Source organism: Cytobacillus horneckiae (assembly GCF_002835735.1).
Classification (GTDB): Bacteria; Bacillota; Bacilli; order Bacillales; family Cytobacillaceae; genus Cytobacillus; species Cytobacillus horneckiae.
Genome location: NZ_PISD01000061.1, coordinates 21914 through 43857, shown reverse-complemented (window position 1 = coordinate 43857; position 21944 = coordinate 21914). Strand labels below are relative to the sequence as shown.

The window sequence follows — 21944 nt, the reverse complement described above, 5'->3', positions numbered from 1 at the left end:
CACTTTTTTATATGAAGATAATTTATCTTTTGAAGAAATTTAAAATCATTTCTATAAATTTAGTAATTGCTTCCTTACTTCCAGGATGGAAAAAATACAATGCTCCAGTAGTTGCACCTACAGCTGCTACAGCTCCAACTGCAATTGGTACTGCTTTATTGCTCTTTTCTTCTTTGGAATCATTTTCTTTTTCCTTATCACCTTTATCCTCTAAAACACTTGTTGAACTTTTATCTTCAAGCTGCTCATTTTCCTCTTTTTCTTCTTCATTCTCGTCTTTATCCTTTTCTTCTTTTACTTCCTCTTCTAATTCCTCTGCCTGTTCTTCAGTAATTTCTTTATAAACCCCATCAACCTTAGCAAAGTGCTTACCATCTTTAACTTCTACAGTCGCGCCTTTTGATTTAAGATCATTAGTTGTCCAACTGCTTACCTCGGTTGATTCATTCACCTTCTCATTTCCCTTTACAACATTCTTAGATGATTCATTATTTGAAGATGAATTTGAATTGTTCTGGTTTCCTTGATTCGAACCCGTACTATTGGAATTATCAGGTTTTGGCTTCGATTCAGGTTTTGGATCAGGTTTTGGTTGAGGTTTAGGCTCAGGTTTCGGTTCTGGTTTCGGAACTGGTTTTGGATCAGGTTTCGGTTCCGGTTTCGGCTCTGGCTTTGGTTTTGGTTTTGGTTCTGGTTTAGGCTCAGGTTTCGGTTCTGGCTTCGGCTGCTCTTTGACGACTGCTGAAACAGTTAATTCATAGCTTGAGTAATTACCTGCTGTTGGCGGTAAGCTAAGTGTTACTTTTTGGCCATTATGTACATCTCCTGTATAGGAACCAATTAAAGCAAACTGCCCACCTGCACTACCACCTACATAATAACCTTCCACGAATCCGCTACAAGGTCCACTTGCCTGTGCCCTGCTATTGAAACTGTGATCGCTGGTTATTGAAATAGAACATTTACCAACTCCATTAGCTAATGCTGAGTAAGTGAAGAAATGAAACGTAAAACCAAGTGTAATAATGAGTGAAAACAAAGCTCTTTTCATCTTTTTTATCCCTCCAAATTTTGTTCGTTTTTGGCTAATTCGAACAACCTGTTTTTAAAAAGGCTGCAATATGGATTTTTAGCAATCATATCCATCAAACTATTCTTCTCGCATATCCTTCCTAGCAACCTTTCAAAAGGAAATGCAAATTATTAAGTTTTCACACACACACACACATTGCACACACACTTGTTTAATCTAAACACTCACTCTAATTAATTCATCGGTTGGATTTTTTCTTTTTGCAATTACTGTCCCTTTACTATCCTTAACTGTTCTTATTTCATAATAAATATCAGATAATTTCGTAACATCTCCTGATACTTTTTCTTTAGCGAACACTCCTCTAATAAAGTAAATCTTTTTAGTAAAAGTTCTCAGGCTGCCATGTTCAGCAATTGTAGGGATTTCAAAGAATGGAACTCTTTTTGAATTTTTAACTGCAAATTCTTCCATTACTTCTCACATCCTCTAACTTATCTTCACTAAAGATTGGAATGTCACAAATTCTAACGGAAAATGCCCTGGACACTTTTACTATGTGCTTTAAAGAAGGTTCTAAGATTTTCCCCGTTTCCCAACCACTAATAGTTGTTTGAGGAATACCACTTTCTTTATGCATCTCGCTTTGAGTCCATTGCCTTTTTTCTCGCATTTCTCGTATCCAGTCACCAAATTGCAAGAAGCCTCACCTCATTTGAAAAACTTATTAAGTTATATTTATTAATCGTGAAATACGATTAACTGAATACTGTTAATCAGATTATAATTTTTACCTGTTTATTTGTCAACTGTATTCTGTTAAAATTAAAAATAAATTTGACCTATTTTTTAGAACTTTATAATAGGAGGTATTATCCTTGGTCACAATGGCAGAAGCAACAATTAAAAGAATTAACGACCTATGTAAACAAAAGAATATCAACATTTATAATTTGGCATTAATGTCAGATGTCAGTCAGTCTACTCTTAATGAGATTATGCATGGGAGAAGCAAACACCCTAGGATAATCACATTGAAAAAAGTTGCTAATGGACTGGGAATGACTCTCTCTGAGTTTTTTGATGATGAGATATTTGATCAAATTAGTAATTTAGAAGACAAAGCAACAAATAAAAACAAAAAGGAAACTAATAAAGACAAAGAGACAAATTAATGTGATTTTCCAGCCTGTCTTATTTTTTTGTGGGTAAATGGAAAATCATATATTTTTTGACAATAAATATTTCTAAAATACTTTCTTTTGTTTGCTTAACAAATATAGATCATCACATTGTTGATGGTCTTTTTGTTTTGAATTCAAACATTAACTTAATACAGTTAAAGAGCCCAAAAAAATTTAACTGCTGTTTTCCTTATTTCTATTTCGAAAATAGAAATCTAATGCGGTAGAGACAATTTCTCGCATTTCTCTTTTTTCCTTTGCAGCAATTATTTTTAATTGGTGATGTCTAGCAGCTGATAGTTTCACCTGCTTATCTTGTTCTTTGTCTTCGCATTTCATATCAAATCAGCATACCTCCTTTTTATGTAAAAATGATGAGTATTTTTATCCATTACATTTATACTAATATTTATGAGTTTACCAGTCAACCAGTAATCCTCATTATTTAGTAATTATGGTAAATATATTTAATGAAAATAAAAGTGCTTTTATTTATCAGGATTTTCGTAGACAGTTCCTAATTTTAAATATATTTGCTCTGAATCCTCGATTTCTTTAACTTTCTTTTTATTTAGACGCCACTTCGTATTATGTTTTTGATTACCTTTAACTCTCTTATAGGACACTTTAGCTCTAACATACGCCATACATAGATATGCTGCTAATACGATAAAACTAGATAGTGTTAATTGGGTTATTCCATGCTTAGTAAAAAATGCTTCCCATACCCAAACCTTATAGATCAAACTAGAAATAATTAATACTGGAAATAATAGACTTAATGCTACTAATAAAACCTCTTTAAACTTATTCGTTTGTTTCTGGAGGACATGGACTGTATATAACCCTAAGCTTAAAATTGTCAAAATAAATCCCATAAAGGGACTTGGTACGAATAATCCATTGAAGGTTGTTACAAGAAGTGTTATTGCGGTTAATGTTAGGATTGCAGATAGATAAAATTGAACCTTTTCATTCCAATTCATTTTTACTCACCTTTTTATCTTGATATAAATCTAAAACAAAAGTAATTTCATCTTGCATAATTTGCTTCATTAGTTCCCACATTTCATCTTGTTCTTCTCTTGTAAACTGTTCAAATTGTTCAAGAATATCTTCTCTATCAATTAATTTTAAAATTATTTCAAATTTATTTTTATCATCCATATTACAGTTCTCTCCTTTAAATAAAAGTGCTTTTGTCTTTAGTAGCTATCAATTACTTTTGGTTCTTATTTAACAAAGCATTAAAATCTTTCTTAGTAATTAATAACTCTTCTATATAAGAATACCTTGATTGGATTAAATCATATTGTGTCTTTAAAAATGTTGCGACTAATATCTTTCTTCTATTCTCCAAATTAAACCGATGTTCGGAATATGAATTAATTGCTCTTGCCTTTGTAAGATCAGTATCCGTTAAGTCTACAAAGTACATTTCTTCACCTTTATATTTAACTAGGATATTAAAAGATTGCCGTTCATCCAATTGTGTATTCAGTATTTCAAAATTAAAATGCTTGGCCAAAGCCATGAACCATTCATTCTCAGTTGGGTATGCTTGATATAGCTGCCTCCCTAAATCAAATGGAATCACTTTTAAAGCTTCACCAGTGTATAATTGCTTTTGCTCTATATACTGATTATTTATTCTTTTCTTAGGTGGATTAATAGCAAATTGGATGAAGCTATTGTAAGAGTTTGAACCTTTTGCGAATACGATATAATTTTCTAATACATGGTGATGCACTCTAATTTCCGCTTGTATTTTTCCTAATGTATTCTTAGTGACCCCTTCCTCCATAATATAAAGTCCAAACCTTTTACCATTCGGATTGATAACTAATCCATGAAGCAACATATTTCTATCCAAATTATATTCTTTTTTTACTTTGCGGCTATCCCATGTCTCCCAGCCACCAATTGATAAATCTATCATAATATCATTTACTAGGAGTAAATAATGCAATAAGGCAGGGTGTACATAATGTTGTTGGACTTGCCCCTCAACACTCACTCCATGTCTTATCAGACATTCCAATCCCGTTTCGGTTAATCTATGATAGCTGAAGCCTTTTTTTCCATGATTTCTACTCCCCGATAAAATACTCGATTTTATTAACTTTCTAGTTCTCAACCTATTCAGAACACGATTCACATAATATTTGCTGTGGGGGAAGAATTTTCGTGATATCTGATCAGTTTTTAACGCACGGTAATTATATAAATCATTCAATATCATTAAATCTACTTCTGCAACGTTCCCACCATAAGAATGCCTTCTCATGTCATTTCCACCTCATTACTTAGTTCTCCAAAGACTATTTAGTGTGCGCTAATCTCCCTGACTATCGAATACCTTACACTAAATTAGTTACTGTTTTCCTATTAAATATATACATCTTAATTTGTTTATAATTAAACACTTTACAATTTAGCTATATCAATGATTCACCGTACTTTTAATAAACTAATCTTTACATACCTAAAAGGTGTAAAAATTAATGTAAAAATTAAAAGAAAAAAAAACCATGAATTTTTACACACTTATTAAAAAAAATCGTCTGTATTATCATAGTTTTTCAAAGTTCTAATTCTATCTTCAATACCTGTATTTCTTGGTTTATGCTTATTAAAATAATCGTTAAATTTAGCATTCAAAAACGGAATTGTATAGAAATGCTCTACTACAAAAACAGTTATCTTTTCCTCTGGACTATAACTTCCCAAAAACATTAATGAAATATCTAACCAAGAATCATCATAAATAATTCTTACTTTTTTAATAGCATCTATAATTGGCTTATAATATGCATTATCAAAGTCTTTTCTATCATAACTATCAAAATTATGAACAATAATTAATGTTGATTTTTCATAACGCTGCTGATTTTTATAATCTTTTATTTGCCTAACAGCATTTGCTAAAAAATGTTCATCGATCCTTTCTCCATTATCTAAATAAATTGTTTTAGTTGGCTCTTTCCTTAACCTCCTAAGGCTCTTGTAGTAATCACCAATAAAGTTAAATTCGTAATATGGCATTTTAATATTGTTAAAGCTAATGCTTTTCATGTAACTTCACCGCCTGTAAACATACCTTAAACTAGTAATAATCACTTTTTATCGAGTATAAAATATTATTTTGTATACAGTATTATAGAAGAGACAACCATATGCTATTTCATGTATACATTCAAATTAGGTTTTTAGCAAAAATCACTTAAACACCAAGATTTATAGGTGTTTACAAACTAAAACCATTTTGTATACACAAATATTAAATAAACACCATAAAACGCATGATTTATGCAGATTTATGGTGTTTACTATTATTTAATCGGTTCAGTTCCTATCCAATGAGCTAAATATGGTCTGGGATTTACAGGTGTATCCGCTTTTCTAATTTCAAAATGTAAGTGAGGACCTGTAGAATTCCCTGTAGAACCCATGTACCCTATAACTTGTCCTGCTTTTACCTTTGTACCCTTTTTAATCCCTTGTTTTTGTAAATGTGCATAATATGTTTTCAAATTGTTCTCATGCTCTATAATTACCAGGTATCCATATCCACCTGTATTCCATTGTGAATAAATTACTTCTCCTGCCATAAATGCAAGAATAGGCTTTCCTAAGTCTCCACCGCCAGCAATGTCTATACCCTTATGTTGTGTACCCCATCTTTCTCCATACTCAGAAGTTATATTCTTAGTGTGAGGAACCATCCATGCCGTTTCTCCATCTATTTCTATTATTCTCCCATCCACCGGGATATAGCCACCTGAAAACGCCTCAGCAAAACCTAAAACTTCATTAACATACCATTCTGCATGATTATAAGCAAAGATAGCTTGTCTTATATCATTGATCATGGAAAGGTTATGTGAGATAAGATTCGCTGTAGAATGAATTGCATCCTCAATATTATAGGGATCAGCTATTCCATCACCGTTTGCATCAACTCCATAACCACCATATTTAGAAATAATTTCTGGATTAGTATATATAGCTCTGCTTGCAGTAGAACATGAAGGATAGTTCCAAGATAACCACGTACAAACTAAAAATTGGGTATGTCCAATAGCACCAGCTGACGATGTATTAACATTTGTACTAAAGTTAGTCTCTACTCTATGAATCGCTGCTAAAATTAGCCAATTTACAGCATATTTCTCCCCTGCTTCTTGGTAGATAGGTATAAATTCTGAAGGGATTTCATTTTCCCCAAATTCTGATAAGGTTATATTTTCATAGTTAGGCTTTTCTTCAGACATCAAAATTAAAAGGGTGATACCAATAATTACTGCTATACTAACTAACATTAATATAAATGGGCTTAATAAAAGTGAAATTATCAATAAAGTTTTCTTCATGACTTAAACCTAATAAGCCGTATCCAAGGTATACTTATCAACCTTGAATTTCCCATCTTCATTTATAATTTTAATAGAGTAATGGCTCTCTTCTTTTTTGTTGATATTATCTTTTACATCATAAATTTCACCTTTTACCAAAACATTAATAGTCAAATACTCATCAGTAGGATTATATGGTTCGTATACTTCAAAACTTTTTAACTCTTTTCTAAAAATTGTCTGTGTAGGACGTATAACACGTTCCTTTAATTCATCATAGAGAGCAGAAGACATATATTTCTTTGCATCATTAATATTTTGAGACGGTTTATTTCCATCAAAGGGATAGTATTCCTTAATAAATTGCACAGATACCTCTTTTGCTTGACTAATATCCTCTTTAGAAAAGTAATCAGTTAATTGATTTATTTCTCCTTCTAATTCTTCATTAGCATCCGCCATAGGATTCTCTAATTCGTATTCTCCATGTGAATGATCATGATTATGTTCTTCTTCATTTTCATTTTGATGTTGACCATTATCATTTTCATTACTTTCTAATTGATTTATAGAGAATGACTCTTCATCTTTATTGCTCTGGGTATGTGCTGCCGCTTTTTTTTCTTCTTCTTCAATGTCTTTTCCTACGTAAAAACCAAAAATAAATAGCACGATAGTAAATACTATCATGCCATACCAAATAAATTTAGAATTTCGAAACAACAATTTTTTCACCCTATTCATTATCTAGCTTAGTTACTATTAGAATTTATTTCTTAATTAATTTGATTATTTGTACTTTCTAACGTATAATCCCGATGCGTATTAATATCATTATTGATATTATTATTATTATTGATATTGTTAAAACTTCGAGGGTTAACCTCAGAGCGATGTTCAATAGTATTATTCTCTTTACCCTCACTTGTAGTATTAGAATTATTAGAAGCCATTTGATTTGTTTCTTGTAAAGTTGGATTATTATTTTGGGAATAACCATTATCTAGTTTGAAATTTTGCTGATTCGATTGACCTCTAATATTATTATTATCAATATTATTATTAATATCATTAGTTGAAGGTTTGTTACTGGTATTAACTTCGTTTAAATGTTGATTACTAGATGTTTCATTATTTGCCTGGTCTTTTGTAACCTCATTATTTAATGAATTTGAATTAGAAGGCATTTGACTTTCTAAAGTGTGGTTTTGATTACCCTTAGGAATATCATCATTATTTATGTTTGACTGAGCACTATCCATACTTGCAGCCAGTACTTCATTATTACCTTCTAAGTTGTATCCTTGAGCGCTTGCTAGTGAATCTTCACTTCTGTTCATTTGTTGTGCGTCTTCTATACTGGAAGCTATTACTTCATTATTGCCTTCTAGACTATATTCTTGACCATGCACAGGTGAATCTTCGCTTCCGTTCATTTGTTGTGCATCTTCTATACTGGAAGCTATTACTTCATTATTGCCTTCTAAACTATATTCTTGACCGTGATTCATAAAATCATTATCTACTTGATTATCATTATCTTTTTCTTGATCTTGTACCGCTTCTAATAAAGAGTTCCAATTTTCATTTGTATTTGATTCGTCACTATTAGGATGTTCACTTTCTTCTGAATTATTTTTATTTAGATTAACTATATTCTCATCTTCAGATGGCCTATTAATAACATCTTGTGAAGAAGCGTTCATATTATTACCATTTGTATCAGACAACTCTAAATTAGCACCTTTTGTCTTATTTAATTTCTGTGCAGTATACATGGACATTGCGGCAGTACGAGCCATTTCACTTGCTCCACTATCACCAGTTGCCAGATTACCAACGCTACTTCCCATATTAGCCCCCACAACTGCCCCTTGAGGCCCAGCCATTGCTCCACCAACAACTGCTCCGCCAACCGTTGCAGCTCCTCCTACTAACTTCTTAAAAGGACTAACAAAAGTACCACTCATTTCAGAACGAACATTACTAATCAAGTCTGAACCTACTGAGAAAATGGAGAAGATTCTTTTTCTCAAAAGAAAGAGTGTAAATAATAGTATCGCTTGTATAAGGCTAGATATTAAATAACCCTCTGCTCCCCCAGCCAAACTACTTAATGAGTAAATTACTTCGCTCATTCCAAAAATAAGTAAAGCTAAAAATGATACTGCCATCTTAAGAACTAAAGGTATAGAAAGCTCAAAGAAATATCTTTTTAGTACTCCGAATTGGTTTGGTAATGCAGCCCAAAGTAATGCAAAAGGAGCAACCATTGCAATTATTAAAAACCAGAATTGAAAAATCACAAGTGATAAAGAAAGGAGATAAACTGGTAAAGAATTAATTGCATTGGCAACCATAAGGACTCCAGTAAAATTTAATCTATCCATGATTCTTGAATATGTTAAAGTTTCATTCCCTTTTTCTGTTACTTCTTTTAAAGCTACTTCTTGTCTACTTTCAGAGCCTGTTTTTTTAGTAAGTAGCTCTGAAACCCTTTTACTACCTATATCACTCTCTTCTGTTGTTCCATATTGCAGCATTAGATATGGTTTGTGAACAAAAGTATTAAATAGGTTATCGTTCATATCTTCTTTAATTGTTTTATTATTAATGTTTCCACTATTCTTATCAACCACTGTCCCAGCCTTGCCAGATAAAATCATTCCAGATGCTTCAACAGACACATCATTTACACCCTTAATAATTGTCGAGTAATTACCGAAAAATAATAATGCTACTGTTAATGCAACTATCGACTTTAAAAAACCTGAAAATGCTGAAATTGTAGCTTTCTTGATTATAAATTGATAAAGAGTGTATATGCCTATAAGGACTGAGACAATACCCAGAAACCCTCCAAATAAGCCACTAGAACCGAATCCACTTTCTGATATGCCACTCATTGAAGTTACAACATTCTCCACTTCGCCAATTAAAGAATTTATCATATTACTGTCATAAGCAAAATTCAAAACACTTAACATAACATTAGTCATGAAAAGGTTGAAATGAAAGAAAAATAATGAACCGTAAAACACTGCATAATGAAAACCATTTGAAAAGCTATCTCCAATAAATTTTAAAGATAAAGTATCCCACATTTTATCTAAGAACCCTTTTTCTTCGATTTCAGTTGGGGTAACTATATCTAGTGTGTAATAAACATCTTTATCCTTGTAATCTCCGTACTTACCACCATTAAACATAGGGTCTTGTGGGCTGTTAAATTCCAGTTCGCCCTTTTCTTCAGCAAGTACTACGTTATTAATAGGGGTTATTGAAGATAAAAGGATTACGAACATTAACATCAAATACTTTAAAACTCGTTTCATTTTATCTCTCCCATGATGGAAAACTACCATTAAGAAATATCAACTGAGTATACGTGGTTTTTATGTTTTTCCATTAGCTCTCTTAAATCAGATACCGTTATTGTTGATTGAGATGTTTCTTCCTTAAAATGTAGTCCACTAATTTTCAAGTCATATCTATTCATCATTTGATAACCATCTTTTTTATTTTCAACTCCATAAATACTAAATAATCGGTTTGAAGTTACAGGGTCAGTGTATTCAATTAAATAAAGGATTTGATTAAAATCCTTATAATAGTAATCAAACCCTTTAATACTATAGTTATCCTTTAATTTTTCTTTATATTGGGGAAAAAGGATTTCTCCCTTTTCAGCCCCCAATAATTCTTGATCTTCGTTTATTAATGCTTCAGGGAGATATTCTTTCATAGTATCGAAATCCTTAATGGTAGCAGCTACAAAATATTGCTCCACTGTAGAGTCAAAACCATCATAACTAGGAGCATGAGAATTACTGCCATTACAGCTAATTAACATTAATATTAAACCCAAAGTTGAAAAAGCTATTAGAATTTGTTTCATTTTCATCCTCCCACGCTTAAGCAGTTTGATTTGTTGGCTCTGGGTCATAGTTACCGCCAAATTGTCTTTGACGTTCTCTTTCTCTCTCCTCTTCTGTAGAAGTTGATGAATCGAAAGCTTTAGCTAGGTCTGAGAATACAGGGTCAATATTAATTACAGCTGTTCTACCGTAGATGTCTTGAAATAAACACTTCCCTTTACTCATGGAGCGTATCCTGTCTATATTTCCTCTAGTTTGTGGTAAATTTAAAAACTCTAGCATCTCTTTTGCTTCTTTTGTAGTTCTAAGACCAAAAGAGAATTTCATGCCCATATTAGGCACATCATCACCATGATCTGTTGCATTTTGAGAACCTTTTAGAAGAGTTGTATTATAGAATCTACCTTTACGAACAATAAAGTCCATTAATTCTCTTCCTATTGGTGAATTATCGATTGTACTTGCTTCATCTTGGAGAACAATCTTGTGACGTGTTCTCTCTTGTTTGAACATATATTGCTTTGTAAAAGCTGTTATTGATATTAAAATAGCTTCTGAAATCTTCTGTGATGGTCTTAGAGTTACTGATTTCCCATCGGGTAAACTCAAATTTTCTACCATCAAGATTTGGAGTGGTTTATCTACTTTCAAGACTTTATAATTTTGATCCACTTCCCCAAATAATAAATCAGAAAGCTTTTGTCTTTTAAGTGAACGAAGTGTATTGACTAAACTTTCAAGTGCCGCGAATCTTGTAGGTGTCATAACATCCGAGCCCTTTTCATATTGAGCTTCTAATAAACTTATTACAGCCCCTATACAAGGGTCATCCATCCTTCCAGTTTCTTCAACAGCTTCACTAATTATCGAATAGCCTACATCACTAATTTTCACATCAGTTAAATAAGAGAGTATATCCACTGTTACAGACTTTCCTTCTTCTACATCTACAGAGGTACGGAATGGGTCTAGGCATCCTGCATCATCCTTAGTCATTCCGAGAGTCCATTTTGAAATATAGTCTTTAGGAATAAGAGGTAGGCTATCCCAATCCTTTCTATCTCCCTTTGGGTCAATTATTAAAGCCTGAGAACCTGTCAAAAGAGATAAATAGGTATACAAGTTCATAAAAAAAGACTTTCCTTTACCTGTAGCACCAGCCACAAGAGCTGATATTGAATCTTCTATATTTCCCAAGCCATCAAAAGCTTTTGCTGCTAAATCTGGCTGTATAAACACCGGTCTTTTTAGACGCTCTGTATAACCTACAAAAAAGCCTCGGTTATCTCCAATATTTGTAGTAGCTCCGAACATCATTCCTGCCAATACACCTGAATCAACTTCAATCTTATAATCCTGATTTATTTGTCTTGAACCAAGGATTTTTTCCATAAGAAGGTTTAGCTGCTCTCCATAAGGGGCAACTATTTTAATACCATACTTTATCATTTCGTCCTTTAATCGTTTTGCTCTAGTATTTAATTCTTTTTCGGATTCTCCTGTCACTTTAAAGACAAAAGAACATGAATAGGCAGGTTGGCCAGTCTTCTTAAAGTAATTTTCTGCTTGTATTGCTCCACTCTCCGACTGATCTAGACTTAAGTCAGTTGAAACTCCAGCTTTTAGGGCTTCCTTTCTTTGGTCTTTGAATTCCAGTCTTTTATTAGATAATTTTTTTGTAATACGCTCATTTGATTGATGATATGCTCTAACCGAAATACTTACAGGAAACGATAGTTTTGATTGTATAAAATAAATCCATTCAAAGTTTGGAAAGTAATTTTCTGTATCCATTGTATGTGCAACCAAATATTTTACATGTAAATTTTTAACTTCATCATTTTCTATTACTTTGCTAAACTTTAGAGAAGTTGGCGTGACTTCATCTATATTGGTATTTTGTATTTCAATAAATGACTGCTCAACTGGACGAATAGCTTTTTGAGCTTCTCCTTCTTCATCTATCCCTACAACAGCCTCACTAGTAGAAAAATCCCTTCTTTGTTCAATATCAATGTTTGACTGGGTTACTGAAAATTCTTTTTCAATTAAGTAAACTGTTTCAGCAGTACTTGCTGTTTTTATGTTGCAATTGAACGCAGATTGTACACTTTCTAAAATTGTATCAGCCTGTTCTTTCCAAATTTCTATCTCAGATTCTAAAATATCATTTGCATTTATACCCACTGCTCGATGTATTTGGGAATTAAGCCCTCTTGCAAATTCCTTCATACTATTAAATACCGATAAACCAGCGTTAGTATCTTTATATTTATTAAGTTCTGGTAATAATTGAACTCCTATATATTCTCTATATTCGCTAGTTTCCATCATATTTCTTTGCTCCACTAAAGCTTTCCTTAACATCTCCATATATTGAAGTCCGTTTTGTTTAAGCTCATAAGTTTTTAATTTCATTTCTTCTATTGAACTATTTATGATTTCCTCAATATTTGTAGGGAACGGCTCAGCTATATAATGTAAGTCATATCGGTTATTGAACAGAAATGCTAGTTGAGATTGGAATGGTATAAATTTATCATCATGATCTAAGAAGTCATAATTGAAACCAGAAACTTGATAGTAAGCTGTAACTGTTCCATCATGTCCAAACACTAAATTCCCATCTATATGTTTAATTGGAAAATCCAAAATTGCTGTCTTCAAAGATTTATTCTCCTTTCTTAAATAAGAGTGTGCTTTCTTGATAATTAGTAACCTTAGCTTTACCTCTAATTTTTACTTTCCTGGAATTAAATCTACTTATAGGTCTATCCTCAGCAAAAGTAACGGTTGAATAACCTATTAATTTATATCTGTATGGTTTTGCAACTTCTCTCCCTCTTACATAAGTTACCCTCTTAAATTTTCTAATGTGATATAGAAAAACTGAACGGAAAAAGGCGACTGAATTACGCCCTTCCGTTCGAATATCTGAAAGTAAATATGCAAGAAAAGCAGGTATAAGTATAAGGAATACTGCTGGCATCCAATTAATTAAATTCCCAATAACAGGTGTGAAATACACTATTAATTCGATAACTATAAAAAGTATGAAATACAAAAGGGTTTTTATCTTAATTGGTCTACCAAGGTTTAAACCAAAAAGTTGATATATTTTTCTATCAAACTTTAAAAAATCATTTAATACCAAAAGGCTAACTCTTTGCTTATCCTTGTCCATACAATTACCTTCTTAATATTTATTTATCTTCCAATATTTAATTTGCTATTTAGCCACTCAGCTAGTGAAGATATAATATCTGGATTTAAGATAAAAATGCCGATAAACGCTAATCCAATGATAGAAGCAATCATTGCAATCCACGCTCTTTTAGCTCCTGTAACAAGAATTATGACTATCAATACAATAAACAGAACGTATTGTGCTTGCTGTTGTAACCATTCAAAAAGACCTTGGACACCCATTATTTATTCCTCCAAATAATATTAGTTAGTTATTCTACTTCCTCGTCAATTTCTTCATCTTCTTCTACCTCAATACTTTCCACCACCTTATTTTTCTGGTCATCTATTCCTGAAACAATATATTTTCCATCCTTTTTTAATACAGTTAATTGATAGTTTACAAGGAAAGGAATATTGGTTTCTGGTTCAATTAATCTCACTTCTGTAAAAACCACAAAAGAGTTATCCTCTACGGGGTCTTTAAAAACATTTGACTTATTAACTTGTTCAAATAGCATTGTTTGATTTAATCCATCTGCTATTTTTTCATCTGTCAGAATGTAATTCAGTTTATCTTTTGAATCTTCAGCAAAACTACGAAAGAAGGTATCTAAGAAAGCTTTTATTTTTTCTGACTCCTTTACATCTGCTTGTTTTAACCTTTCAGACTTCACCTCCTTCAAGGTTGTATTTTCATAGATGTATGTGAATTTAGGCAGCTCATAAACTCCAAAAGTCTCACCATCAAAAGCTACAGGTACTACAAAATATTTTTGGGATTGTTTTACCTTCTTCTTTTCTCCATCACCCTGACTTAACTCAAAATTGACCAGTAAAGTAATGTGAGCAATGTCGTTTCCTTCCTCCTCAATCTTTTTAAGTTCAGAACTTCTATAATTTGAATCCCACTCTAAACCTGTATAATCTAACCCAGCATTTTGATCTATTCCCTGCGCTAGATAAGCTTGCATTTTCTCCTTGCGATTAACCTTATCTTTATCTGTAAGATTCCATGTGAAGTAATCTTTTGCAAAGTTCTCAGCAAATTGTACAGCTTCTAAACTAGCAGCTTGATTCTTATCTGGTGGTAAAACATCTTTATTAGAATTGGCTTCACTTGAATTACCACTAAACATGGTTACTAATACAACAAGAAACATAAATCCAAACATTACCCAAAATGATGTAACACCTAGTTTTCTACTTACAAAACCTTTAGGCTTAATTGAACTGTTCTTTTTCCTCTTTTTAAATTCAGCTCTTTCTTTTTCAGTTTGTAAAAACCGTTTAACCATCTTTATTATGGTTTTAAATTTTGATTTTTTTTCCATATTCCCACCCTCAAATTGTTATACCTTGGGATTACTAGTGCCTACCAAAATACAAATGCCAATTATTATAACAACTGTTGCAATTGTCCCGTATTTAACTTTTGATGACTCATACAAATTACTAATAATATCTTTAAACTCACTCCATAAAGGCTGTAATTGTGGAAATTGCTCTAAAAGAATGCTACCTACAACAGCAATAATAAAAATCATGAAAATGACTTTTAACAATATCCTAAACATACTTATCTCCTTTCAAGTAAAAATAGTTTTATATTCTCCCCCCTTCAAATACATGGAATTACTGAAATATAATTATTTAGAATTAAAACCATAGTCTTGTACATATCCTTCTATACTCCATACACCTTTTTTGTTTGTTTTTGCTAACTTCTCTGCTTCTTTAAATTCATCTAAATATTTAATATTAGGTGGATTAACATATGCAACACGCGCAAAACCATTTTCTAATAGCTTCTTATTGACGTTTTCTCCATCAACCCAGACATATGCTAACAACCTGTCATATTTATCTCTTTCGAGTATTCCTTTTTCAATCTCAACCACATTTCCTTTAATCAATTTTTTTCTCATTAACTCTGCTGCCTCTTCTGAAAAGGGCTGAACTGGTGTATTAGGCTTTACACTCTCTGGAGTATCTATAAGAAGAAGCCTAATAGTCTCAACATTTCCACCAGTAAATTCAACTTTGATGGTATCTCCATCTACAACATCACGTACAATTGCCTTTTCAATATTGTCATCATCTGAACTATTTGGATCTTGTAAACGATCTTGTTGATTTAACAATCCAGTAATATCTTCAAATGATTTAACATTCGAAAAGGAAAAAAAGAGAAATATCCCAAATAAAAAAAGCAGTATTTTTTTAATTGAACCCATATAATCTCTCCATTAAGTCATAAACATTTTCATAGCATCTTGAAATGACTGCTTAGTTTTATCAATATCAACATCATTATTATTATTAATATCAATATTAATATTATTATTTTTGTTATAAACTTCCCCATTATTTGCTAATGAAATATTATCTATCTGTTTAAAAATTTGATCGAATTTTCGATTATGTTCTTCCTTTAGTGAATGGAAATGTCTTTCAATACTCTTGTTTAAATTCTCTCTTTCATAATTTTCCTTCAAGCATTTAATTCCATATTTAGCAATTTCTTTTATGGCAGCATTTTGTTTATCTTGTGGGAATTCTTCTAAATAATCTTCAATATCCTTATCCCTTTTTGTAATCCTTATAGATAAGACATTTTTCACTTTCATCAGAATACCCTTAGTTAGCTATCTGTTCTTTTATGGAGTCACCCATAAGCATTTTTCCAATTCTATAATTTCCAATAGCATTGGCAAATTGGCCATCAACAATAGTTTCTAACCGATTGTCAAAATTATCTTGCATATACCCTGTTAATGCCTTCCCACCACCACCAACAGTGAATATCTGGTCAAATGTATCTGATTCATTTTTCCATAAAGTATTTATTCGATCATTAATACTGTTAGCTACAGATTGATGAGCTTCATTAACTTCATTTGTCATATCTATTTTCTTACCTTTGTAATTAATAGATAAATTCTTGATAATCTTATTTATAGTTGTTTCAGAGATATCTGCTCCACCAGTTTTATCTTGATAAGACCGTTTAATATTCTCATGAAGATTAATTACACCCTGATCTATAGTATCTGAATAAGGTAAGAGTGGGATGAAACCACCATGACCTTTCATTTCTACAACACAAATATCAGTGGTTCTGAATCCTATATCAATAACAGCAATTAATGTACCCTCTTTTAATAGCTCATTATTTAAGAATCTACCTTCGTGATTTATAAGTGCAGCCCATATAGCAGCCATACCTTGTGGGAAAATACTTGTATCAGTTATTTTCACTTGTTTAGTACCATTCGAAAGACCACTTACCCATTCAATTACAGGTGACTCAGTAAGTATTTTTTGCTTAAACTGTTTTACTTGCGATTTATAATAATCTAAGGGTAAACCAGTAAATAAAAGCACTTCATGTGTATCATCTGAAATCACTGTTTGGATAGCAGCGTGTAATAAGATTGTTGTATAATCATGGTTATATCTCTCTCTTTCAAAAACTCTTGACCCGTCAATAGAATTTCTCAACGCCATTTCACCAATGTAATGATGTTTATCATTAATTTTTATATGCATTTCAGATAGATCAGTTTTTAAATCATTTGTCTTCATAAAATTTGCTAGATTCCTTTCCCTCCCTGAACCAACAACAGAAGGAAAAAGTGCTCTTTTACCACTGGATGATATTGCCTTAACATATCCATAGCCTATATCAATAGACACAATTTCTTGATAAGACATATTTTTTCTCCCCTTTCTAAAATTCAATTGATAATTTCAATCCATAACTTCAGTAAAATAATGGTTAATAACAGCAGCCTTGTTAATCTATCAATACAAATGTAAGTAATTCTTGATACTGAAAAGCCAATTTTTTTGGGAGATGGATAAAAGAGAGTAACCCTTCCTGTTATCAAATCACCCAAAATATGAGCTAAAATACCAGCAGCTGTAGCAATACCTACTTCAATTGAAACAAGGCTACCAATTAATGCTCCTAATAAACAAAAAATAAATGAATGAGTTATTGTTCGATGTCCATATTTTGCTTTTAAAGGGACTGATATAACGCAGAAAGGCTTTCCGAATTTTGATTTTGGTTCATCCAAATCAGGAATTAAACTTGCTACTGCTCCCACAGCTGCTCCCTTTAAATCGTTAGTCACCATATAGCCAGCAATCAGACCAGATAAAGCATGTGTACTCCATTCCATTAAATAAATTTTGAGCCCCCTTTTTTGTAAAACAAAAAGCCTAAAATAACTTTATCCTTAGAAAAAGAACAAGTCATTTAAGGCTTCTGCTTTTGAGCTTTTTAAAGTACGCAAAATAGATTTTTCTCCCCATCAAATGGAGAATGAAAAAAACTATACATACTATACAGCTCTTCTCATAATAAAGGGTTTCCATCCGAATATAATCGGAATTAATACTGAATTGATTAAACAAGGCTTGTGTGTGTGTGCAATTAACTGCATTCAGTTAATTGATTAACCTTATAATACTGTATTCAGTTAATTATTGCAACTATTTTTTATAAAAATATTATAAAATATAGTTGTTAATTATTTTATCGGATTTATTTTGGTATATTTAAGAAAATAAAAATGAAGTAGGTGAAGGAACTTGAGTTCAAAACTCATTATTGGTTGCAGCAGCTGCATGGAGGAATTATCAAATACTAAAGGCGTTTCTTTTAATTCAAATGGAACAATGTCATTACCCTTTCAAATTCAAACATCATATTCAGAGAGCGATCTAACAATTTTATTTCTTAATCATTATAAATGTCCATTCTGTAATAATACTCTGGAATTTACTCCATTAATGATGAAAGTAATAACCAAGTTATTTAAAAAGCCTTATCACTTAGAATTTAAAAATGATTTAATCGAAATATCTACAAACGGTCCTTCAATGACAATACCTCTTAATGCTGGTACATCATCTATAAAGTCCTTACTATGTTCTTCAGGTGTTAAGTTAGAAAATGCTGACGAACATTTACCTTCTAACCAAGAGGTCAATGATATTTATAATTTATTTTCTGAATTCGACTCAAAGTCTTGGAATATTAGAATTGAATCTGCATACACTGATAAAGCTTATGTTTCATCGAATGGCTTATGGTTCAATGGTATTTAAAAAAATATGAAATGGAATTATTTAGTATAAAAAAAGAGCCTTGCTACATTTTAATGTAGTAAGGCTCTTTTTGAAAATAATCTTATTGATGGATAATATTATAGTAACCATCGGGAACTTTACTTCTTATTTTGTAAAATTTTTAGGCATTCTTTCAGAACAGCTTCATTATTTAAAATAATGATATGAAGTTTTTTTCTAGCTCTAGTTACCATTTGAAAAAGCATTTTTGTAGGGTGGTAATAAGGATTAGTTACCCATCCATGAGTAGTTAGTTTGTTGTCTTGATAGAGAAAGTGCTTATCTAAAACAACAACAACTTTATCAAATTCCTGACCAATTATTTCATGAGAACTTTCATCTCCACCAATGTAAAAGCTGTCGTATGGGTATACATTATATTTAGATGGTGTGTAATTTATTATTTTCCATCCCTGGTTTTTTAGTATATACATTTCTTTCTTTACAGCAGCGGCAGTCTTAAAGTATGAGACATCAATATTAGGATACTCTTGATTTGGATTTCGACTGCGTAAATTAAACAGATTTTTTATAAATGATGCTATTTCTTTATTAGTTCTAATTTTATCTTGTAGTTCAAAATGTTGGGGAGAAACTTGTTCCTTAATATGTTGCGGTATATTTCTCTTGATTTCCCAACTAGCAAGACATTGATTAAAATCATAAGAGAATATATACATAGTATTAGTTTTTTTAGCTTTTACTAAAATTTCATCTATTTCACTTTTATCTATTCGTTGAGTTTCATCCAAAATTATAAGATCATAATTTTTAAAATTATAATTTTCATGATACTGGCTTTGTGTAACTTCCCAAGAATACTTATTTTTCAATCTTTTATGCCCCCTATTTAAAACTCCACAGTGAAAAATAAGAACCCTTTTTGACCTATTAATATATTCCATCGCAATATCATATATTAATAGTGTTTTTCCAGTGCCTGCTTTTCCTTCAATCGAACTAAAACTTGGCTCAGTTTCCTTTTTTGAATCTAAAATTTTGTTTTTTATATATTCTTGATGAGAAGTTAAGAAATACTGTTCTTTAATAAATTTCTCTGTTGAATTAAATGGTGAAACTAGATAGTTTGAAGGGTCAAACTGCTTATGTATATCATCAATTTCAACTAAGTTTTGTCCCTGAAGTTCTGATATTAAAGAGGAAATTTCAAATTCAGTTATTTTATCATTTTCATCTAAACTGAATAACTTCTTATCTTCAGAAACATACGTTAAATTAAGCAACTTTTTATCTAAAGATCCAAGGTAATATTTATTTCTTTTAAGCTGCTTTATAATCTGGTTCCCAGTATTCTCTCTTTTAAGTTCAATATTAATGATAATATTGTCACCAAATCTTAAGAGGTCAAATTCCTTTCCTATCTGATTTATTGTATAACCTACAAAAAACCTTTCTAGAAGATTCACATTTTTTGTGTCTCTTAGAAGTTCTTCCACTAATGAGCTTAAATCTTCTAATTCACTCTTTCTAATTGAAATTTCGAAATGGCTAATATATAAATCAAAGACTTCTTGTGTTAAGTTTTTATTTGCATTTAATAATGATAATAAATTTATGGGTTTCAACGTATTTTTCCTTTCAATTGGGTGTGTTATTTAAATTTGTAATAAAGGTTCTAACTAAATCGAAATGATGATAATAATTTTAGCATATATATTTTTATAAATTTTAATTCTAAAAAAAACGAAATAAAAGTGAGTAAATAATTGTATTTATTATTTATATTTATTATTTCTTTAAAACATTTAGGAATAATAAAGAATTAGGGCAGAAAAAAATTTACTGTATAGCAGAAAAAAATTTATTGCTAAGATTTAAGGCAGAAAAAAATTTTCTGCTAGGTTATCCACTAAAATCTGTGCATAAGTAGTTGAAATAAGGCAGAAAAAAAATTTCTCCAAAGGCAGAAAAAAATTTATTGCTAGGCAGAAAGAATATTTCTGCCTGATATGTCATATAGCAGAAAAAAATTTACTGCTATTTAAAAATAATATTTTGTCTAACATTTGAACAAAAAAAAGAAGGGGAATTACCCCTTCAGAATTTTCATTATGTATTGTTCAGCTGTAAAGTATTTTATATCGTAAATGGATTCTTCATAGATTTTATCAAGTGCTTTGCGTAGGTTACTTTGCTGATATTCGTTCAGCCCATTTTCAAGAAATTCTTTTTGTGAGCTGCTTTGTGTAATAATGTGAACTGTAAATATTGAAGAATCATATAGAACTATAGAGTTTTGAAAGTATATTTCAGCAGAAGCTTTACTAAAATTATAATCCATAAGAAGTTCTAAAAACTCCTTGTTAGGGATAAGAGTGTTCTTAATATCATCACCAAGATTGGCCATAATGAATTCTTCTTCTTGTTCTCGTTTCAAAACTGCTTTAATTTCTTCACGTGACTTACTAGAAATAATTTTATCTCCATTAGCCTTTAGTGATTCTATAGTTTCATTAGAATCATAAGTAAACCATTCTAGGTCTGTTCCAGTTGCAAACCTTTCCATATAATCGTCATGTCTTTTTTGTAGGCTTTCTGGCAATTTTAGATATTGCTCTTTTGAGATTAATGGGATTGTTTGACGTAATTTATAGATTGGACTAGTCTCTTTATTATTATGAAGTCTATTTAATCTATGAATTGTTATAATAAAATTATTTTCTTCTAGTTTCTTAAGAATGTTCCTTATAGTAGGAGCTGTTTTCCCCATTCTAAGCGCAAGTTCATTAATCTTCGGGTAACATATATCAACCCCTGATTTCCTATCGCAATATTCCCATAAATGTAAGAATAGAATAATAGAATCACTTCCAATTATCGGCGACCAATAGAGTAACATATATCTTTCTAAGTTTACGACATTACTCATAGTATATGGAATTGGTGTACCACGTTTGTTTAGATCCATGCTCTCAATGTCTCTAAATGGAATTTCAATCATTTCATCTTTTTTACTGCCCTTGTACACTAAATGAATGAATTCATCATCTTTATAATTATGTGGCTTCAAAGTAAAAAAATCCTCCTTTAATCAGTGGAAAAAGGCAGGATTGCTCTTAAATACTCTTTACTTTAAGTAAAAAAATATGTTATTCTTATATTAAAGTAAATTATATCTAAAGAAATCCCGACGCTCTAACCTTCA

Annotated in this window: 25 protein-coding genes; 2 read left to right on the top strand and 23 right to left on the bottom strand. The window is 31.2% G+C overall.

What is annotated here, in order from left to right:
- Positions 1 to 22: 22 nt before the first annotated feature.
- The 3 genes from CWS20_RS28480 to CWS20_RS22915 form a co-directional block, all read right to left on the bottom strand.
- Positions 23 to 1051: a hypothetical protein gene (locus CWS20_RS28480; protein WP_066194582.1), complete on the bottom strand. Its 1029-nt coding sequence runs from the start codon at positions 1049 to 1051 to the stop codon at positions 23 to 25.
- Between the two features lie 198 nt (positions 1052 to 1249).
- Complete coding sequence (locus tag CWS20_RS22920) at positions 1250 to 1507, bottom strand: hypothetical protein (RefSeq protein ID WP_066194579.1); 258 nt, start codon at positions 1505 to 1507, stop codon at positions 1250 to 1252.
- Positions 1488 to 1733, bottom strand: a complete 246-nt coding sequence (locus tag CWS20_RS22915) for a helix-turn-helix transcriptional regulator (protein WP_083957294.1) — start codon at positions 1731 to 1733, stop codon at positions 1488 to 1490. The genes CWS20_RS22920 and CWS20_RS22915 overlap by 20 nt, the downstream gene beginning before the upstream one ends.
- 187 nt (positions 1734 to 1920) lie before the next feature.
- Here CWS20_RS22915 and CWS20_RS22910 point away from each other — a divergent pair, with 187 nt between their 5' ends.
- On the top strand, positions 1921 to 2208 hold the full coding sequence (locus CWS20_RS22910; protein ID WP_066194724.1) for a helix-turn-helix domain-containing protein: 288 nt from the start codon (positions 1921 to 1923) through the stop codon (positions 2206 to 2208).
- A 183-nt stretch (positions 2209 to 2391) separates the two neighbouring features.
- Here CWS20_RS22910 and CWS20_RS28190 read toward each other — a convergent pair whose 3' ends face one another.
- From CWS20_RS28190 to CWS20_RS22825, 18 genes are all read right to left on the bottom strand, one after another.
- Complete coding sequence (locus CWS20_RS28190) at positions 2392 to 2556, bottom strand: hypothetical protein (RefSeq protein ID WP_157090512.1); 165 nt, start codon at positions 2554 to 2556, stop codon at positions 2392 to 2394.
- A gap of 149 nt (positions 2557 to 2705) precedes the next feature.
- Positions 2706 to 3203 (bottom strand): hypothetical protein, encoded by a 498-nt coding sequence (locus CWS20_RS22905; protein ID WP_066194577.1) that lies wholly within the window; start codon positions 3201 to 3203, stop codon positions 2706 to 2708.
- On the bottom strand, positions 3190 to 3384 hold the full coding sequence (locus CWS20_RS22900; protein ID WP_066194575.1) for a hypothetical protein: 195 nt from the start codon (positions 3382 to 3384) through the stop codon (positions 3190 to 3192). The genes CWS20_RS22905 and CWS20_RS22900 overlap by 14 nt, the downstream gene beginning before the upstream one ends.
- A 52-nt stretch (positions 3385 to 3436) precedes the next feature.
- A complete protein-coding gene (locus tag CWS20_RS22895; RefSeq protein WP_066194573.1) occupies positions 3437 to 4504 on the bottom strand; it encodes a replication-relaxation family protein in 1068 nt (355 codons plus the stop codon).
- Positions 4505 to 4767: 263 nt separating this feature from the next.
- Positions 4768 to 5292 (bottom strand): hypothetical protein, encoded by a 525-nt coding sequence (locus CWS20_RS22890; protein ID WP_066194570.1) that lies wholly within the window; start codon positions 5290 to 5292, stop codon positions 4768 to 4770.
- A 257-nt stretch (positions 5293 to 5549) separates the two neighbouring features.
- Positions 5550 to 6590 carry a peptidoglycan DD-metalloendopeptidase family protein gene (locus CWS20_RS22885; protein ID WP_066194568.1) on the bottom strand — a complete coding sequence of 347 codons (1041 nt, stop codon included), beginning with the start codon at positions 6588 to 6590 and terminating at the stop codon, positions 5550 to 5552.
- 9 nt (positions 6591 to 6599) lie between these two features.
- Positions 6600 to 7298 (bottom strand): hypothetical protein, encoded by a 699-nt coding sequence (locus tag CWS20_RS22880; RefSeq protein WP_142385413.1) that lies wholly within the window; start codon positions 7296 to 7298, stop codon positions 6600 to 6602.
- Positions 7299 to 7348: 50 nt separating this feature from the next.
- A complete protein-coding gene (locus tag CWS20_RS22875; protein ID WP_101226397.1) occupies positions 7349 to 9907 on the bottom strand; it encodes a CD3337/EF1877 family mobilome membrane protein in 2559 nt (852 codons plus the stop codon).
- Between the two features lie 29 nt (positions 9908 to 9936).
- Entirely contained in the window at positions 9937 to 10470 is a 534-nt protein-coding gene (locus tag CWS20_RS22870) for a hypothetical protein (protein ID WP_066194559.1), read from the bottom strand.
- Positions 10471 to 10486: 16 nt separating this feature from the next.
- Positions 10487 to 13117: an ATP-binding protein gene (locus CWS20_RS22865; protein ID WP_217282603.1), complete on the bottom strand. Its 2631-nt coding sequence runs from the start codon at positions 13115 to 13117 to the stop codon at positions 10487 to 10489.
- A gap of 4 nt (positions 13118 to 13121) precedes the next feature.
- On the bottom strand, positions 13122 to 13634 hold the full coding sequence (locus CWS20_RS22860) for a TcpE family conjugal transfer membrane protein (RefSeq protein ID WP_066194556.1): 513 nt from the start codon (positions 13632 to 13634) through the stop codon (positions 13122 to 13124).
- 23 nt (positions 13635 to 13657) lie between these two features.
- The gene (locus CWS20_RS22855; protein WP_066194553.1) at positions 13658 to 13879 is read right to left on the bottom strand and encodes a TcpD family membrane protein; all 222 of its coding nucleotides are present in this window, start codon (positions 13877 to 13879) and stop codon (positions 13658 to 13660) included.
- Between the two features lie 29 nt (positions 13880 to 13908).
- Positions 13909 to 14970, bottom strand: a complete 1062-nt coding sequence (locus tag CWS20_RS22850) for a conjugal transfer protein (RefSeq protein ID WP_066194550.1) — start codon at positions 14968 to 14970, stop codon at positions 13909 to 13911.
- Between the two features lie 18 nt (positions 14971 to 14988).
- Positions 14989 to 15213, bottom strand: coding sequence for a hypothetical protein (locus tag CWS20_RS22845; RefSeq protein ID WP_066194547.1), 225 nt, complete (start codon positions 15211 to 15213; stop codon positions 14989 to 14991).
- Positions 15214 to 15285: 72 nt separating this feature from the next.
- The gene (locus CWS20_RS22840; protein WP_066194545.1) at positions 15286 to 15873 is read right to left on the bottom strand and encodes a thermonuclease family protein; all 588 of its coding nucleotides are present in this window, start codon (positions 15871 to 15873) and stop codon (positions 15286 to 15288) included.
- 12 nt (positions 15874 to 15885) lie between these two features.
- A complete protein-coding gene (locus CWS20_RS22835; protein ID WP_066194543.1) occupies positions 15886 to 16266 on the bottom strand; it encodes a hypothetical protein in 381 nt (126 codons plus the stop codon).
- A gap of 10 nt (positions 16267 to 16276) precedes the next feature.
- Positions 16277 to 17353: a ParM/StbA family protein gene (locus tag CWS20_RS22830; RefSeq protein ID WP_066194540.1), complete on the bottom strand. Its 1077-nt coding sequence runs from the start codon at positions 17351 to 17353 to the stop codon at positions 16277 to 16279.
- 23 nt (positions 17354 to 17376) lie between these two features.
- Positions 17377 to 17826, bottom strand: a complete 450-nt coding sequence (locus CWS20_RS22825) for a metal-dependent hydrolase (protein ID WP_066194537.1) — start codon at positions 17824 to 17826, stop codon at positions 17377 to 17379.
- Between the two features lie 412 nt (positions 17827 to 18238).
- Here CWS20_RS22825 and CWS20_RS22820 point away from each other — a divergent pair, with 412 nt between their 5' ends.
- Positions 18239 to 18757, top strand: a complete 519-nt coding sequence (locus CWS20_RS22820; RefSeq protein WP_066194535.1) for a hypothetical protein — start codon at positions 18239 to 18241, stop codon at positions 18755 to 18757.
- Between the two features lie 119 nt (positions 18758 to 18876).
- On the opposite strand, the gene CWS20_RS22815 is transcribed toward CWS20_RS22820, so the two are convergent.
- Together CWS20_RS22815 and CWS20_RS22810 are read right to left on the bottom strand one after the other, a co-directional pair.
- Complete coding sequence (locus CWS20_RS22815; protein WP_066194533.1) at positions 18877 to 20364, bottom strand: DNA/RNA helicase domain-containing protein; 1488 nt, start codon at positions 20362 to 20364, stop codon at positions 18877 to 18879.
- 464 nt (positions 20365 to 20828) lie between these two features.
- Entirely contained in the window at positions 20829 to 21809 is a 981-nt protein-coding gene (locus CWS20_RS22810) for a helix-turn-helix domain-containing protein (RefSeq protein WP_066194530.1), read from the bottom strand.
- Positions 21810 to 21944: the final 135 nt, after the last annotated feature.